Below are 17,503 nucleotides of genomic sequence, written 5' to 3' on the forward strand. Positions count from 1 at the left end.
AACGCTTCAAATAGAATGAATTGCTATGATTGCTTTTTATAATTCCAGTTCACTAATTTGAAGATAGCGTTCTAGTTTGCGTTTCACTCGCTGTAAAGCATTGTCAATGGATTTAACATGTCGTTGTAATTCAACCGATATTTCTTGATAAGTACGGCCATCTAGGTATAGTGCAAGTACTTCACGTTCTAATCCACTTAAAACCTCAGCCAACTTTCCTTCCATATCGTCATATTTTTCTTGATTCACGATTAAATCTTGTGGGTCGTCAATCGTATCAGCATCTGCTAAGATATCTAATAAGGTGCGCTCTGATTCTTCATCATAAATTGGCTTGTCCAAAGACACATAAGAATTCAGCGGGATGTGCTTTTGTCTCGTCGCGGTTTTGATTGCCGTAATAATTTGGCGCGTCACACACAATTCTGCGAAAGCACGAAAGGAAGATCGTTTATCTCCTTTATAGTCGCGGATTGCCTTATATAGCCCAATCATACCCTCTTGCATAATATCTTCGTGATCTGCTCCAATTAAAAAATACGTTCTTGCCTTCGCGCGAACAAATGTCTTATATTTTTTAATTAAGAAATCTAAAGCTTGACTATTACCAAGATGTACAAGCGAAGTTAGCTCATCATCATCAAGCTGTTCTAGGTTACTATTACTGTTGTTAATATCCGGATGTATGATGCGCAAACCTAACTCCTCCTGAAAGATAGTATAGAAATATTATACAGTACGCCTTTGATTACCGTCAACTAGACATTTTTCATTTATTTCCTCTTCGCCATTTTTCAAAAACCTCCAAAACATCTTGTTTCAGAGGTATTTTGCTAGTAGCTTGCTGGGCTTTAAAAATTTCTAGTTCTTCGTTAATTTCTGCTTGAATGTTATTAACTTCCACCTGTAATTCTCTGGCGGATTTTCGATACGCTCCTTGCTGAAAGATCGTTCGTTGTTCCGTGTAATCAGAAGTAGCTACATAAACTTTTGTTTTAATATTCTTCAATTCTTTCACTAATCGTTCAATACACTGATCAGCGGTTTCTTGTTCTTTCGTATAGATAACTTCTATTTTGTATTGTTTTTGTTTTGTTTCCGTACCTCGAACTTCATAGGCATCGAAAACAACGATCACTCGATAACCTCGATACGCTTGATACTCTGCCATTTTTTCAATCAATTGCTGTCTTGCTTGTGCAAGATCTTTATCTTTTAACCCCTTTAATTCTTCCCAGTCTCCAATGATGTTGTAGCCATCAACTAGTAACACATCCATGATTTATTCCCCTAATGGGTTTCGTTTCCGGTAGATTTCATACATGAGTAAACTAGCCGCAACAGAAGCGTTAAGCGAGGATACTTGTCCTTTCATAGCTAAACGGATTGTCCAATCACATTTTTCTCTAACAAGGCGACTCATTCCTTTCCCTTCATTGCCGATAACTAGTGCGATAGGGATGCTACCATCCAATTCGCGATAATCTTGACTTGCTTCCGCTTCTGTTCCCACTACCCAGACATTGCGCTCTTTCAAAAGGTCTACTGTTTGCGCCATATTGGTAACACGAGCAACACGGACATATTCGATAGCACCTGCTGAAGTTTTAGCAACCGTTGCTGTTAAGCCGACAGAACGCCGCTTCGGAATAATTACACCATGTGCCCCAACTGCATCCGCTGTTCGTAAGATAGAACCGAGATTATGCGGATCTTCAATCTCATCCAACAACAAAAAGAACGGGTGTTCGTTTTTCTCTTCGGCAATCGAAAATAAGTCATCAATCGCGGCATAGTCATAGGCAGCAACAGAGGCTGCCATCCCTTGATGATTTCCTTCTACTAATTGATCAATTTTTCGTTTTGGAACTCGTTTAATAATCACACCATTTTCTTTTGCTAATGTTTGTATTTGCTGTGTGGCCTTTGCATTTATATGATCTGCAATAAACAGCTTATTAATGGAGCGACCAGATCGTAATGCTTCTGTAATTGGGTTTTTTCCAACAATCCATTCTTCAGACATGTGAAGAGTCTCCTTTATCGATAAATTCAATAGCAGTGTTAATTAATTGTTCTAATCGTTCTTTTTGTTCAGCTAAATAATGATATCCTAAAAGCGCTTCAAATGCAGAACTATATCGGTATGTTTGTATATCTGTGTTTTTCGGTACCGAACCAGACTTCGCATTTCTCCCACGCCTTACAATTGCTTGTTCTTCCTCATCCAATAGGTTTTCTTCCAACCAGTAACGTACCACTTTTGCTTGAGCCTTCGCAGAAACAAACTGAATGGCTGATTGGTGCAAATCATTTAATAATTGCAATCCACTTGCAATGAGATGTTCTCTTACGTATATTTCATAAATAGCATCACCAATATAGGCTAGCGCCAAACTTTTCATCTGTTTCACTTCATTGCGTTTCATTATTTACCCTCTTTTCCACCTTGTTCCTTGTGGAGTATCTTCTAAAATAATTTGCTGTTCTTTTAGTGTATCACGAATTTTGTCAGCTAACGAAAAATCCCGATCTTTTCTAGCTTGTTCTCTCGCCGCAACCAATCGGTCAACTTCTTCATCTACTAATTCATTGTCACTCGTTAACTCAAGTCCCAACACCATAAAAATTTCATCAAATAATGATTGAAATGCTTGCAAGACTTTAACTGAAGTTTGTTTTGATTGTAAATACAAATTCGCGTCTTTTGTTAAATCAAAGAGGACACTAATTGCATTTGCGGTATTAAAGTCATCGTTCATCTCCGTCATAAACCGCTGCCTTAGCTGATCTATTTTAGGTAACTCAAACTTATCATCCTCAATTAAATCCATACTGTTCTCTTTGCGATACACTACATTTTGGTAAGCATTACGAATTCGCTCTAAACCATTTTGCGCATTCTCTAATAACGTTTCACTGAAATTAATCGGGTTGCGATAATGAACACTTAAAATAAAAAAGCGTAATAATTGAGGGTCATATTTTTCGATCAAATCATGCGCCAATACAAAGTTACCTGTTGATTTGGACATTTTTTCATGATCAATTGTTATATAACCGTTATGAATCCAATAATTCGCAAATGTTTTTCCTGTACAAGCTTCTGATTGGGCAATTTCATTTTCATGGTGGGGAAACGTTAAGTCTTGCCCCCCTGCATGAATATCAATGGTGTCACCTAGGTATTTTCGCGCCATCGCAGAACATTCAATATGCCAACCCGGTCGCCCAGCGCCCCACGGTGAATCCCATGAAACTTCTCCTTCTTTCGCCTGTTTCCAAAGCGCAAAATCGAGTGGATCTTCTTTCTTTTCCTCTATTTGAATTCTTGCACCTGAACGTAGATCATCGATTGATTGGTGAGATAATTTTCCATAACCTTCAAAAGCCCGTGTTTTAAAGTAGACGTCTCCTTCAACGGCATATGCATAACCCTTCTCAATCAATACAGCAATAAACTCAATAATCTCATCCATACATTCTGTAACTCTCGGGTGTCGGGTCGCTTCTTTTACCCCTAGTGCTTTCACGTCCTCTTTATATGCTTCAATAAAACGTTCACCGATTTGGGATACGTCTTCGTCTAGTTCCTTCGCGACATTGATAATCTTATCATCAACATCCGTAAAGTTTAGTAAATAATCCACATGATAACCACTATACTCTAAGTATCTTCGAATCGTATCAAATACAATCGCAGGGCGTGCGTTACCGATATGAATATAGTTATAGACAGTTGGTCCACACACATACATACGTACTTTATTTGGCTCAATCGATTCAAATGGCTGTTTTTTTCTTGTCAGTGTATTATAAATTTTAATCGTCATCCTGCTTCACTCCTTTGATTTTTTCCATTTCTCTTTTTACTTGGATCAATTGATCGGTTAATTCTGCTAAACGTTCGTCAATTGGATCCGGTAATTTATGATGATCCAGTTCACCTTTAATGCGCTGACCGTTTTGAACGACTACATGACCCGGTATCCCTACTACCGTCGAATGATCAGGAACATCTTCTAAAACTACAGAACCGGCTCCTATCTTTGAATTTTCTCCGATTATTATAGAGCCTAAAACTTTTGCACCTGTTGCAATTAGCGCATTATCCCCTATCGTCGGGTGTCGCTTACCTTTTTCTTTCCCTGTTCCGCCTAATGTCACCCCTTGATAGATTGTTACGTTATTGCCAATTTCACATGTTTCTCCAATCACAACTCCCATCCCGTGGTCAATGAAAAAACGCTCTCCAATCTTCGCCCCAGGATGAATTTCTACTCCCGTAAAAAAACGACTGATTTGCGATATTACCCGGGCAATAAAAAAGAATTTTTTTCGATAAAACAAATGAGCAATCCGATGAGACCAAACGGCATGTAATCCGGAATACGTCAAAATGACTTCTATATAGGACCTTGCTGCCGGATCTTGATCAAAAATGACCGCAATATCCTGTTTCATTTGTTTAAATATTCCCATCCTGTCACCTCCACTATCAACTTTTACCTTACAACCAATTTACTCAACGATAGCCATTTCATCTAAAAAACAAACAAAAGCACAGAGCATCGGTCAAAAATGTAGCACCTGGAGCGAATTAATGAAGAGAAAGAAATCACAATAAGCCTATTAACCGATGATGACTTTAGATTGCTTCATGAAGTTGTCGGTCTATTTATTCCGAAGCATTATCCACCATTCAAAATTTCATTGTTTCCTAAACAAAAAAGGCGCCTCTATGTCATATCAACACAGAGACGCCTTTTGCGCGGTCCCACTCTGTTTAGGGGAATTTCCCCTCTACTTTGTTCTTGATAACGGTAGAAAACCGCTTGTGCCTACTCTTTGTTTCAGCAAAAGACTCTGAGGTGCATTTTCTAAGCGCTTGTCAAAAATCACTCGCAGCCAAAGGTGATTTCTCTCTGAATGAACAAGCTAGCCTATACTTTTCCTCGTCCTTGTTTTTTACATATTCTCTTATAACGTTATGCTTCTAGCGGAAAAATGTTACTTACAATTTCCCTAATACTTGATCCAAACGTTTTGTTACAACTTCTTTCCCTAGTAAATGAATCGCATTAGGAAGTTCAGGACCATGCAGTTGTCCCGTTGTAGCAACACGGATTGGCATGAATAATTTCTTCCCTTTTTGCTGTGTCTCTTTTTGTGTCGCCTTTACCGCAGCCTTAATCGATGCCGGTGTCCAATCCTCGATGGCAACTAATTGTTCTTTGTATACAGCTAACACCTCACTTACCTGCTCACCATTTAAGACTTCTTGTGCATCTGGAGTGTATGTGATCTCTGTCTGAAAGAATAATTCTGTTAATTCGACGATTTCCGCACCGTAATTTAATTGCTCTTTATAAAGCCCAATTAATTCCAGCGCCCAATCTTTCGTCGTTTCATCCATGTCTTCTGGAAGCTTACCTGTTGCAATTAAGTGAGGTAATGTTAATTCTACCACTTGTTCAAAATCAGCTTTTTTCACGTATTGATTGTTCATCCATTTTAATTTTTTCGGGTCAAAGATTGCTGCCGATGTAGACAAACGTTCTGGATCAAACATCTCAATAAACTGTTCTTGCGTAAAAATTTCCTCTTCTCCGACCGGAGACCAGCCAAGTAAAGATATAAAGTTAAACATAGCTTCAGGTAAATAACCAAGATTTTTATATTGTTCAATGAATTGCAGAATGTGTTCATCTCGCTTACTCAACTTTTTACGATCTTCATTAAGAATAAGAGTCATATGACCATATTGAGGTGCATTCCACCCAAATGCATCAAAGATCATCATTTGCTTAGGTGTGTTGGATATATGCTCTTCTCCACGTAAAACATGAGAAATCTTCATGAGATGATCATCGATTGCTACAGCAAAGTTATACGTAGGTACACCGTTCTTCTTCACCATAACCCAGTCTCCAAAATCAGCCGATTCAAAGGTGATGTCTCCACGAACAATATCCTGAAAAGTATAAGTCTTATTCTTCGGAACACGGAATCGAATACTGGCTTCTCTTCCTTCAGCTTCAAATTGGGCTATTTGTTCCGCTGTTAAGTTAGAATGTGCACCGGAATACTTTGGTACTTGTCCATTCGCCTTTTGCTCTTCTCGCTCTGCTTCCAACTCTTCTTCCGTCATATAACATTTGTATGCAAGGTCCCGCGCCAATAAATCATCTACATACTCTTGATATATCGCTAATCTTTCCGTTTGACGATAAGGACCATACTCACCACCAATATCTGCTCCTTCATCCCAGACAATGCCTAACCATTTCAGATATTTTAATTGACTTTCTTCTCCACCAACAACATTTCTTTTTTCGTCTGTATCTTCTGTGCGAATAATGAATTTTCCACCTAAATGTTTTGCATATAAATAATTGAATAATGCCGTTCGTGCATTACCAATATGTAATTGTCCAGTTGGACTAGGAGCGTATCGCACCCGTACATCATTTGTCATCTGTTTCGTTCCCCTTTCAGTCGAACAATGTCGCTACATCTATTCTATCATTAATTTAAATTCCTTGCTCTTGTCTGTTAATTGTTAGGTTCAAAAAAATGCACCGATCAATATTTGGTCACGTCTTAAATCTCTTTTAATAGAACCACTGCTTGAGCCGCGATCCCTTCTTCTCGTCCAGTAAATCCTAACTTCTCTGTTGTGGTTGCCTTAACATTAATCTGATCAGAATCTACCACTAATATTCGTGCTATATTTTCTTTTATTGCTTGAATGTGTGGTGCCATTTTTGGATACTCTGCGATTACCGTACAATCGAGATTGGCTAACTGGTACCCTTTTTCTTTCACCAACTCCCACACATGCGCGAGCAATTGTTGAGAATCCGCATCTTTAAAAGCTGGATCTGTATCTGGGAAATGCTTTCCGATATCTCCTTCTCCAATCGCACCTAAACACGCATCCGCAATCGTATGTAACAAAACGTCTGCATCAGAATGACCAATCAATCCTTTATCATGGGGAATTGTAATTCCACCAATGATACACGGCCGCTTCTCAGCAAATTTATGCACATCAAAACCTTGTCCTATTCGGAACATCCTATACTTCTCCTTTCTTAACCCAACAACAGTCGAGGTGAGCTGAGTTTTATTAAAAAACAACTTTATCAATAGGGGTGTTAGATCCGGTCGGTTCGGGATATATAGTTTGCCTGCTTCAAATCTTCCGGTGTAGTTATCTTAATGTTTTGGTAACTACCCTCTACAATTTCTACGGGATGACCAATTCGCTCTACCAATGACGCATCATCTGTCCCATAAACACCCGCCTGTTTTGCTGCTACATGCGCTTGCCAAATCCGTTCAAAAGTAAATGCTTGTGGTGTTTGGGCCGCCCACAAAGTCGTTCGATCTAGCGTTGTTAGTAGTTCATTGTTTTTTTGCTTAATTGTATCTGTTACTGGTACCGCCAGTAGTGCAGCTTGCGATAGAGAGGCTTGCTCTGCTAGCCGATGCAAATCCGCATGCCGAACAAAAGGCCTAGCACCATCGTGGATGAAAATAATTGCTTCTTTATTTGTGAGGTTCTTCAATCCTTGATAAACACTGTCTTGGCGCTCTTTTCCACCTATCACGAGATGTATTGATTTTTTCCATTCATATTGGTTGAGCAACTGATCCATCCGTTTACGTTCAGCCTCACGTGTCACCAAAAGAATTCCCTCACACCAGTCATCTTTATCGAACACTTCCAATGTATGAACGATTAATGGTTTATCTTCTAACAAAATAAATTGCTTGTTCTCTCCGGCCTTCATTCTTTTTCCCATACCAGCCGCTAAGACGATCACTACATATTTTGTCATCTTTACACTCCAAATTCTTAGCATTACGCCTTCATTATTGGTTTCCACAATAAAAAGTGATAACATTCGTTATCACTTTTTATCTTTCTTTATCTGTTATACCTCTTTTATTGCGCTTTTTCAAGTGATTTTGGTTTAGCAAAGATCATTCTTCCCGCTGATGTTTGAAGAACGCTAGTAATCAGCACCTCAATAGTGTCTCCAATATAATCTCTACCTTCTTCAACAACGATCATCGTACCGTCATCGAGATAAGCAACTCCTTGGTTCTGTTCTTTACCATCTTTAATTACTTGTACAACCAATTGTTCACCTGGTAAAACTACTGGTTTAACCGCATTGGCTAGGTCATTAATATTCAATACTTGAACATTTTGAAACTCACAGACTTTATTCAAATTAAAGTCGTTTGTGACGACAATTCCACCCATTACCTTTGCTAACTTCACCAGTTTACTATCTACCTCTTGAATTTCTTCAAAGTCACCATCATAAATCTCCACATTAACCGGGAGGTCCTTTTGCATACGATTTAACACATCTAAGCCCCTACGTCCTCGATTTCGTTTCAAGGCATCCGAAGAATCTGCGATATGCTGCAATTCTTCTAATACAAACTGCGGGATCACGACAGTACCTTCTAAAAAGTGTGTTTGACAAATATCTGCAATTCGTCCATCAATGATAACACTCGTATCTAATATCTTTTGTTTCGGCATTTCTTTTTCTTCTTCAACTAGTACACCTTTTTGATCTTTATCTTTTTTCGCAAGGGTTAAAAAGCCCATAAATTCATCTCTACGCTTAAATCCTACTTGAAACCCTAGATAACCTAATAGAGCCATCACAAACAATGGAACAATTTGTGATAGGATAAAGATTTGAATTTCTTGAATCGGATGGTTGATAATGTACGCAATTACCAAACCAATAATTAAACCTAAACTCCCAAAAAACAAATCTGCTAATGGTGCTTTTAATAATAAATCTTCGAGGAACTGAACAAAATGAACAATATGATCAACTAGCCAAAACGATAATAAATATATAATAATTGCTCCTGAGACTAATCCAACATATGGTGCTACATAAGTTGAGTCAATCCATGTCCCTCTCGTAAACTCCATCAAACGAATTAATATTGGTAAATATAAATATCCAGCAGTACCTCCTGCAATCACGATAAATAATTGCACAAATCTTTTTAGCACTACAGTCACCTCCTATCAGTTAGTATCTCCAATTCTAAAAGATTTAATCGAATCTATAATTATTTTTTCTTCTAAGCTACTTTCTAATTTATTCGTTCCCCTTTTTTACTGATCAAAGGTAGCTTTTAAGGCTTCTTGTACGCTATTAACTCCTATTATTTCAATAGAATCAGGGATTGTCCAACCATCCATGTTTTTTGCTGGAATGATTGCTCGTTTGAATCCTAATTTAGCAGCCTCTTGTACACGTTGATCAATTCTTGACACCCTTCGTATTTCACCAGTCAAACCAACTTCTCCGATTAAAACATCATTCGGTTTACAAGGTTGATCTTTAAAACTTGAGGCAATGCTTACGGCTATCGCCAAATCTATGGCCGGCTCATCCAATTTCACTCCACCAGCAACCTTTACATAAGCATCTTGATTCTGCATGAGCAATCCTACTCTTTTTTCCAAAACAGCCATCAATAATGGAACTCGGTTATGATCGATTCCCGTTGCCATTCGCCTTGCTTGTCCAAAGCTCGTCGGAGAAATCAAGGACTGTATTTCAACTAGCACAGGTCTGGTACCTTCCATCGATGCTACTACAGCAGACCCTGCAACTCCTTGAGAGCGTTCTTCTAAAAATATCTCTGAAGCATTTGATACTTCTCTTAATCCTTCTTCTTTCATTTCGAAAATACCCATCTCATTTGTGCTACCAAACCGATTTTTCACGCCACGGAGAATACGAAACGTATGGTGTCTTTCGCCTTCAAAATAAAGAACTGCATCAACCATATGTTCCAATAATCTTGGACCTGCAATGGCACCTTCTTTTGTAACATGTCCTACAATAAATATTGGTACATGTTTTGTTTTGGCAATTCGCATAAGTTCACCTGTGCATTCCCGAACTTGTGCAACACTACCAGGCGCACTCGTTACCTCTTCTTTAAAAATGGTCTGGATGGAATCAATGACGATAAAGGAAGGCTCTAGTTGATCAATTTGACTAGAAATAAGCTGCAAATTGGTTTCTGATAGTACATACAATTGATCAGATGTTACTCCCAACCGATTTGCCCTTAGTTTCGTTTGTCGCGTAGATTCTTCACCAGAAATATAAAGGACACGAACTTGCTTGTGCGCAAGTTGATCAGACACTTGTAATAACAGTGTTGATTTTCCAATTCCCGGATCTCCACCAATTAAAACCAATGAACCTGGTACTACACCACCACCTAAAACACGATTAAATTCAGGCATGTCTGTTTTAATTCTCGTTTCATCTTTTGACTGGATAGCAGTGATGCTTTCTGGTTGCTGATTACTTCCTAAACTGATTCCCGTGTGCTTAGAAGAAATGTTTGTTTCCAATTCCTCTACTAGCGTGTTCCAATTGTTACAGCTCGGGCATTTTCCCATCCATTTTGGAGAGCCGTAGCCACATTCCTGACAAACATATTTTTTTTTGATTTTTGCCAATTATCCTCGCCCCTTCCGTCCATTATACCTTAAATACCATCCGCGTAACGTTACATGTTAATGAATTGTTTGTGTAAATTTAATGTAATTTAATTCTAACAGTATCATTGTAAAAAGAAAAATCGGAAGAATAAAATATTCTTCCGATTTTATACAGATTTTTTATGAGGATTTAATCCAAAATAATAAACTTCCCTTTACTATTTAGACCAATTCTCACTTTTTCTCCTTTTTTAATCTCATCTCGCAACAGTGCTTCCGATAATAAATCTTCTACATTCTTTTGAATCGAACGACGCAGAGGTCGCGCTCCATATTCTGGATCAAATCCTTCTGTAGCTATTTTTTCCACCGCTTTATCAGACAAATGGAAATCTATGCCTTGCTCAACTAGACGTTTTTGTAATTGTTGCAACATGAGCGTAACAATGTCTTTCATATGTTTTTTCTCTAGAGAGTGGAAAACAATCGTTTCATCAATTCGATTGAGGAATTCAGGACGAAAGGCTTTCTTCAACTCTTCTGTCACTTTTAATTTCATATCCTTATAATCTGCTTCGTGATCATCGATCGTAAAGCCAACATATTTGTTTTGCTTTAACTCACTTGCACCAACATTGGAAGTCATGATTAAAACCGTATTACGGAAATCTACCAGACGCCCTTTCGAGTCCGTTAATCGGCCATCCTCTAATACTTGAAGTAAAATATTAAATACTTCTGGGTGTGCTTTCTCAATCTCATCTAGTAAAACTACCGAATAAGGTTTTCTTCTAACTTTTTCGGTTAGCTGACCACCTTCTTCATACCCTACATAACCTGGAGGCGATCCTACTAAACGTGAAGTTGTATGTTTTTCCATGTATTCAGACATATCTACACGAATCATTGCATCTTCATCACCAAACATGGATTCGGCTAATGCTCTGGCTAACTCTGTTTTCCCTACACCAGTTGGCCCTAAGAAGATAAAGGAACCGATTGGACGTTTCGGATCTTTTAATCCAGCACGGGCACGTCTAATGGCTTTAGCAACTGCATCAACAGCCTCTTCTTGACCTATTACACGATCATGTAGTACAGACTCTAAATTTAACAATCTTGTACTTTCATCTTTGGTTAAAGCAGATACAGGTACTCCTGTCCACGTTGATACAACAGAAGCGATGTCTTCCACAGTTACCTCAGAATTCTCTTGGCCTTGTTTCTCTTTCCATTTTCCCTTTGTAGATTCTAATTCCTTCTTTAACTTCTGCTCACTATCTCGTAAAGAAGCTGCTTTTTCAAACTCTTGACTTTGAACGGCTGCATCTTTTTCCTTTTTAATTTCCGCCAAACTTTGTTCAAGCTCTTTTAAATTTGGTGGTGCTGTATAAGAACGTAGACGCACTTTAGAAGCCGCTTCATCAATAAGGTCAATTGCTTTATCCGGTAAAAAACGATCCGTTATATAACGGCTAGAAAGACTCGTTGCCGCTTCGATCGCCTCATCTGTAATCGTTACACGATGATGCGCTTCATAACGATCACGTAAGCCCTTTAAGATTTGAACCGATTGTTCTTGGGTTGGCTCATTAACTTGAATTGGTTGAAAGCGACGTTCTAATGCAGCATCCTTTTCAATATACTTGCGGTACTCATCTAAGGTTGTAGCGCCAATACATTGAAGCTCACCACGTGCAAGAGATGGTTTTAAGATATTCGATGCATCAATTGCCCCTTCAGCACCACCCGCTCCAATAAGGGTATGCAATTCATCAATAAACAAAATAACATTGCCTGCTTGACGAATTTCTTCCATTACTTTTTTCAAACGATCTTCAAATTCACCTCGGTATTTCGTTCCAGCAACAACTGTACCCATATCTAATGTCATTACACGTTTTTCTCGTAAAATTTCTGGCACTTCATTGTCGACAATTTGTTGCGCCAAGCCTTCAGCGATTGCCGTTTTACCTACCCCAGGCTCACCAATTAAAACTGGGTTGTTCTTCGTTCTTCTACTTAGAACTTGAATCACTCGTTCGATTTCTTTTCCCCGACCAATCACTGGATCAATATTCCCCTCTTTCGCAGTCACTGTAAGATCACGAGCTAAAGAGTCTAGTGTTGGTGTGTTTGCTGGCGTAGATTGGCCATTTCTGCTTTGGTGTTTTCTAGTCGTTTCATTACTGCCTAGTAACTGCAGAACTTGCTGACGTGCTTTATTCAGGCTTACACCGAGATTATTTAATACCCTAGCAGCTACTCCTTCGCCTTCCCGTATCAGCCCTAACAAGATATGTTCTGTTCCCACATAGGTATGACTTAGCTTGCGTGCTTCGTCCATGGAAAGCTCAATAACTTTTTTTGCACGAGGGGTATAATGAATCGTCTTAGACCCTTGTTGCCCCTTTCCAATCAATGCTTCCACTTCTTGCTGAATCTTCTCTGTTTCTAACCCAAGACTACTTAGCGCCTTGGCAGCAATCCCTTCACCCTCACTGATTAATCCAAGCAAAATATGTTCTGTACCGATGTTATTATGCCCTAGTCGAATTGCTTCTTCTTGCGATAATGCTAATACTTTTTGCGCACGCTCTGTAAATCTTCCAAACATCATATTACATTCCTCCTAGCTCATCCTTTTTCTAGACTTAAACGCTCTCTAATGATTGATGCTCGCCTAATATCTCTTTGTTGTGCATTCAATGTTTCTTTCGCATATTGTTGAAGAAACCCTGGTTGGGTTAGAACCATTAATTCATTTAAAATTGTTTTTGATAAATGATCAATATAGCCGACATCAATACCTAACCTAAGATCGGATAAGCAAGTTGCTGCTTCTTTGGACTCCATAATCCTACTATATTTTAACGTTCCATATGAACGAAAGATACGATCTTCTAAACGCAACGCTGATTGCTCTACTAGCATTTTTCTTGCAAAACGTTCGCGCTCAATCATTTTTTCAACTACACTTTGAAGGTCTTCGATGATATCTTGCTCTGATCTGCCTAGGGTAATCTGATTGGAGATTTGATAAATGTTCCCCAAGGCTTCACTTCCTTCACCATACATACCTCTTACCACTAATCCTAGTTGATTAATCGCTGGAATCATCTTACTCATTTTTCTTGTCAACGTTAATGCCGGTAAATGCATCATTACCGATGCGCGCAATCCTGTCCCTGCATTGGTAGGACAACTCGTAAGGTAGCCACGTTTTTCTTCAAAAGCATAATTGATTTTTTCCTCCAACCAGTCATCAAAACGAAAGGCTTCTTTTAACCCGCGATCTAATTGTAAACCTGGAAAATATAATTGCAATCGAATATGATCTTCCTCATTGATCATTAAAGATACTTGTTCATTATTAGAAATTAAGACGCCACTCTCTAAGTCTTTTTCGACTAGATGAGGACTTATCAAGTGTTTTTCTACTAGTACTCGTTTCTCTAATGCTTGCATCTGCTCCATCGAAAAAAACTCTAGATTTTCATATTGTTCAAAAGACTGATTTTCAAAGTGAGTTTTTAACGTATTAGAAACGACAGATAACTTTTCCTTGTTGGCCGTCAGAGGAAAAGGAACATTTGAAAAATTTCTTGCCAATCTAACCCTTGTACTCATTACAATATCATTATCAGGTCCATCCTCTTGCATCCATGGACTGATTGCTTCATTGATAAAAGATTGTAAAGACACTATGCCTCACCATCCTTGTTACGATCTTCCACAACTGTCTCTTGATCGATAGCTTTTATCTTATCACGTACTTCTGCTGCTTCTTCAAATTTCTCTTGTTCAATGAGTCGTTGAAGTTCTTTTCGATAATCATCCAAAAGACGTTTCTTTTGCAAATTAACGTACTGACGCTTCGGAATCTTGCCACGATGGACGGTATTTCCACTGTGCACTCGTCTAAATATCGGATTAAGGTGCTCAGAGAACTCTCGATAGCATTCACCACAACCAAACTTACCAATTTTCGCAAACTGTTGATAAGATATTCCGCAATGTTTACATACTTTATGCGTAGCTTCCTGTGTATTTGATTCTTGATGATTAGTAAATGTGGAATTAAAATTAAATAGACCAGATAACAAATCATGAATAGAGTATGTTTCTTCGTCTGTTTCTAGATAACCTTTTTCTTGTGCACAATGTTGGCACACGTGAACCTCTGTTTTTTTCCCATTGATAAAGTTAGTTAAATGTAATGTTGCAGGACGCTCATGACAAACTTCACAATCCATTCACGATCTCTCCCTTCAACTAGACAGATATTCAATTACTGATTAACTTATGAAACGATTCATACTTCAAATTTTAACGTAGTTAGCATTGCAGTCATCACACGCGATCTTACTTCATCACGAATAGGAAGATTAAATGCCAATGTCTCACGAGTAATCACACTAATCATAATCTTTGCTTCTCTTTTTGTAATGAGCTTGTCTTCTAACATTCGTTCAATCACTGCTATTGCTGTTTGTTGTGTGACTTCTGGTTGGACAAGTTCAATGATTTCATCGATTAATTCTGATTTATCTTTATTCATAATCTTCGTAATTCGAATATAACCGCCACCACCGCGTTTACTTTCCACCAAGTAACCTCTTTCTATCGTAAAACGGGTATTGATCACATAGTTAATTTGGGAAGGAACACAGGCAAACTGATCAGCTATCTCGCTACGTTTAATCTCAACAATGTTATGGGTATTGCGTTCAATAACTTTTTTCAGATGTGCTTCAATCACGTCAGAAATGTTGTGCATTGGCCTCCTCCTCATTGACTTTGACTATCTTTGACTATAAGTATATTATACCTAATCAAAAATAACTTGCAAACAAAAAAACACTGTCCATACATGTTGCTTATAATTCTTTTACTTGTTTCACTTCTTCGATGTCTAGAATTTGATGATACAATGTAGCTTTGTTTGTGCTTTTCCCTATTTCAATCTTTAATTGAATAACAGGATCAAATTCATTGTCATTATTTATTTCTACCTGTTTTATCTTCAAATCAAACTGATTTAATTTAACAAATAATTTCTCAATGTCCATAATAGAACGAATAGAAATTTGGAAAATAGATCTTTGAGCATTTTTAGCTAATATTCTTTCAAAATTATTTAAAAAGATTAAGCTTAACAGAATTATTATAGTCGAAAGTACTGCCACTTTATACATGCCAGCTCCAACAACAAGCCCTAATCCCGCAACTGCCCAGATAGAGGCAGCGGTTGTTAAACCTCTAACTGTCATTCCGTTAACAATAATTGTTCCTGCACCTAAGAACCCGATCCCACTTATCACGTAGGAGGGAACCCGGGCTGGGTCAAAACGAACAGCATCTCCGTAATTATCTAAATACTCCGTAAAACCATATAGCGAAAGTAGCATCATCGAACAAGAACTAACACCTACTAATATGTGCGTGCGAAACCCTGCGGAATGCTTATTCATTTCACGTTCAAAACCAATTAAACCCGATAAAACTAATGCAATAATAATTCTTGAGCTCATTAATATAAATTCTTGATCAAAGATAGCATTTATCATTTGTCCCATATTTTTTTCGTTATAATAACGAAATACACCTTCTTTCACATAATAATAACTACATACTTTAAGGTTATGCTTTCGTTTGCCCTATTTATAAATAAAATAGCATATTTTCTTCTTTTATTTAAAGAAAACAGACCACCATTTAAGGCGGCCTGTTTTCCATCTGATCATTTATTCTTTTAACCAAGAAACTGATAGAGTACCGTAACCAGTGTGTACGCCAGCAACAGGAACTAGTGTCTCCACTTTAAATTTAACACCTTCATATAATTGCTCCAACTCTTCTTTCCATTTCAACGCTTCTTCTTTAACACCAGCATGTAGGATGCACATTTCCTTAAACTTTTTCTCTTCTATTGCTTGTTCGATGATTTGAAATACTCTTCGTACAGCCTTTTTCTTGCTTCGTATTTTGTCTTCTACGATTACTTTTCCATTCTCAAATTTTAATAACAAGTTAATATTGAGTAAGTTAGCAAAAACAGTCTGCGTTGTTGATACTCTTCCACTTCTTTTTAGCTGCTCTAAGTTTCTCGGCAACAAGTACATTTCTGTTTGGTCTGGGTATGTTCTAAGTTTTTCAACAATCTGCTCATATGTTTTACCCGCTGCTTGAAGTTCAATACCGTTCGAAATCATTTTCCCTAAAGCATAGGAACCGATTTTAGAATCAATAACCTCAACAGGAAAGTCATACATTTTTGATGCACTAATAGAACTTTGGTAAGTTCCTGTTAACGCACTAGAAGCATGAATAGCAATGCCTAAATCATATTCGTCTTTTAATTTTTCATATAATTCAACAAACTCGCCGTATGGAGGTTGACTAGTTTTAGCTCCCTCCCCATGCTCTCTTAATAATTCATAAACTTGATTTTTGGTAATATCAATGTCTTCACGGTATGAGATATCATTAATATTCACAATCATAGGTAGTACATGGATATTATGTTTATCAATAAACTCTTGAGATAATCCACATGTACTGTCCGTTATCCAAGCGATTTTTTTCATTTTTAAGTTTCCCCTTTTTGATGGAATTTATATTAATACTTGATCTTAGTAACTACTATTAAGATACCACACATTCCTATTGAAATGATAGTGAATTTTCTAATATGACAGTATATAAGTAAAATTATTATTTAATAGTGTGTACACGTTTGATTTATAGTAAATATATTTACCCTTTTTCGGGTTTTTAAAACAATTATCGTGAAAACATAAAAGAATTTTTTTAAAATAAAAAACCTTTCAAGAAGAATAAAATCTCTTGAAAGGTTTTTCTTTTTTGCATAGCGACGTCCTACTCTTGCAGGGGCAAGGCCCCAACTACCATCGGCGCTGAAGAGCTTAACTGCTGTGTTCGGCATGGGAACAGGTGTGACCTCTTCGCTATTGTCACTAAACATTA

17 protein-coding genes, 1 rRNA gene and 1 other annotated feature are annotated in these 17,503 nt (G+C 37.8%); all 18 genes read right to left on the reverse strand.

Annotated elements, in window-relative coordinates:
• Positions 1–36: 36 nt before the first annotated feature.
• The gene (gene sigH, locus OWO01_RS09715; RefSeq protein WP_418936211.1) at positions 37–690 is read right to left on the reverse strand and encodes an RNA polymerase sporulation sigma factor SigH; all 654 of its coding nucleotides are present in this window, start codon (positions 688–690) and stop codon (positions 37–39) included.
• 79 nt (positions 691–769) lie between these two features.
• A complete protein-coding gene (locus OWO01_RS09720; protein ID WP_268780259.1) occupies positions 770–1,279 on the reverse strand; it encodes an NYN domain-containing protein in 510 nt (169 codons plus the stop codon).
• 3 nt (positions 1,280–1,282) lie between these two features.
• Positions 1,283–2,026: a 23S rRNA (guanosine(2251)-2'-O)-methyltransferase RlmB gene (gene rlmB / locus OWO01_RS09725; protein WP_268780260.1), complete on the reverse strand. Its 744-nt coding sequence runs from the start codon at positions 2,024–2,026 to the stop codon at positions 1,283–1,285.
• The gene (locus tag OWO01_RS09730; protein WP_272506086.1) at positions 2,019–2,429 is read right to left on the reverse strand and encodes a Mini-ribonuclease 3; all 411 of its coding nucleotides are present in this window, start codon (positions 2,427–2,429) and stop codon (positions 2,019–2,021) included. The genes rlmB and OWO01_RS09730 overlap by 8 nt, the downstream gene beginning before the upstream one ends.
• Positions 2,430–2,432: 3 nt before the next feature.
• Entirely contained in the window at positions 2,433–3,833 is a 1,401-nt protein-coding gene (cysS, locus tag OWO01_RS09735) for a cysteine--tRNA ligase (protein WP_268780261.1), read from the reverse strand.
• Positions 3,823–4,482, reverse strand: coding sequence for a serine O-acetyltransferase (gene cysE, locus OWO01_RS09740; RefSeq protein WP_268780262.1), 660 nt, complete (start codon positions 4,480–4,482; stop codon positions 3,823–3,825). Before cysE ends, cysS begins: the two co-directional genes overlap by 11 nt.
• Positions 4,483–4,753: 271 nt before the next feature.
• Positions 4,754–4,971: a binding site (T-box leader), on the reverse strand.
• Between the two features lie 43 nt (positions 4,972–5,014).
• Positions 5,015–6,478 (reverse strand): glutamate--tRNA ligase, encoded by a 1,464-nt coding sequence (gene gltX, locus OWO01_RS09745; RefSeq protein WP_268780263.1) that lies wholly within the window; start codon positions 6,476–6,478, stop codon positions 5,015–5,017.
• 125 nt (positions 6,479–6,603) lie between these two features.
• A complete protein-coding gene (gene ispF, locus OWO01_RS09750; RefSeq protein WP_268780264.1) occupies positions 6,604–7,080 on the reverse strand; it encodes a 2-C-methyl-D-erythritol 2,4-cyclodiphosphate synthase in 477 nt (158 codons plus the stop codon).
• 80 nt (positions 7,081–7,160) lie between these two features.
• The gene (ispD, locus tag OWO01_RS09755; RefSeq protein WP_268780265.1) at positions 7,161–7,847 is read right to left on the reverse strand and encodes a 2-C-methyl-D-erythritol 4-phosphate cytidylyltransferase; all 687 of its coding nucleotides are present in this window, start codon (positions 7,845–7,847) and stop codon (positions 7,161–7,163) included.
• A 107-nt stretch (positions 7,848–7,954) separates the two neighbouring features.
• Complete coding sequence (locus OWO01_RS09760; protein WP_268780266.1) at positions 7,955–9,058, reverse strand: PIN/TRAM domain-containing protein; 1,104 nt, start codon at positions 9,056–9,058, stop codon at positions 7,955–7,957.
• Positions 9,059–9,163: 105 nt separating this feature from the next.
• The gene (radA, locus tag OWO01_RS09765) at positions 9,164–10,531 is read right to left on the reverse strand and encodes a DNA repair protein RadA (protein WP_268780267.1); all 1,368 of its coding nucleotides are present in this window, start codon (positions 10,529–10,531) and stop codon (positions 9,164–9,166) included.
• A gap of 172 nt (positions 10,532–10,703) precedes the next feature.
• Complete coding sequence (gene clpC, locus OWO01_RS09770) at positions 10,704–13,133, reverse strand: ATP-dependent protease ATP-binding subunit ClpC (protein WP_268780268.1); 2,430 nt, start codon at positions 13,131–13,133, stop codon at positions 10,704–10,706.
• Positions 13,134–13,150: 17 nt separating this feature from the next.
• On the reverse strand, positions 13,151–14,218 hold the full coding sequence (locus tag OWO01_RS09775) for a protein-arginine kinase McsB (protein ID WP_268780269.1): 1,068 nt from the start codon (positions 14,216–14,218) through the stop codon (positions 13,151–13,153).
• Positions 14,218–14,769, reverse strand: coding sequence for a protein-arginine kinase activator protein McsA (locus OWO01_RS09780; protein ID WP_268780270.1), 552 nt, complete (start codon positions 14,767–14,769; stop codon positions 14,218–14,220). Before OWO01_RS09780 ends, OWO01_RS09775 begins: the two co-directional genes overlap by 1 nt.
• Positions 14,770–14,828: 59 nt before the next feature.
• Positions 14,829–15,293: a CtsR family transcriptional regulator gene (locus tag OWO01_RS09785; RefSeq protein WP_268780271.1), complete on the reverse strand. Its 465-nt coding sequence runs from the start codon at positions 15,291–15,293 to the stop codon at positions 14,829–14,831.
• Positions 15,294–15,393: 100 nt separating this feature from the next.
• Entirely contained in the window at positions 15,394–16,047 is a 654-nt protein-coding gene (locus OWO01_RS09790) for an MgtC/SapB family protein (protein ID WP_418936212.1), read from the reverse strand.
• Between the two features lie 213 nt (positions 16,048–16,260).
• Positions 16,261–17,103, reverse strand: coding sequence for a DegV family protein (locus tag OWO01_RS09795; RefSeq protein ID WP_268780272.1), 843 nt, complete (start codon positions 17,101–17,103; stop codon positions 16,261–16,263).
• A 279-nt stretch (positions 17,104–17,382) separates the two neighbouring features.
• Positions 17,383–17,498, reverse strand: a 5S ribosomal RNA gene (gene rrf / locus OWO01_RS09800).
• Positions 17,499–17,503 lie beyond the last annotated feature (5 nt).

This window comes from Natronobacillus azotifigens (assembly GCF_026805325.1).
Taxonomy (GTDB): domain Bacteria; phylum Bacillota; class Bacilli; order Bacillales; family Amphibacillaceae; genus Natronobacillus; species Natronobacillus azotifigens.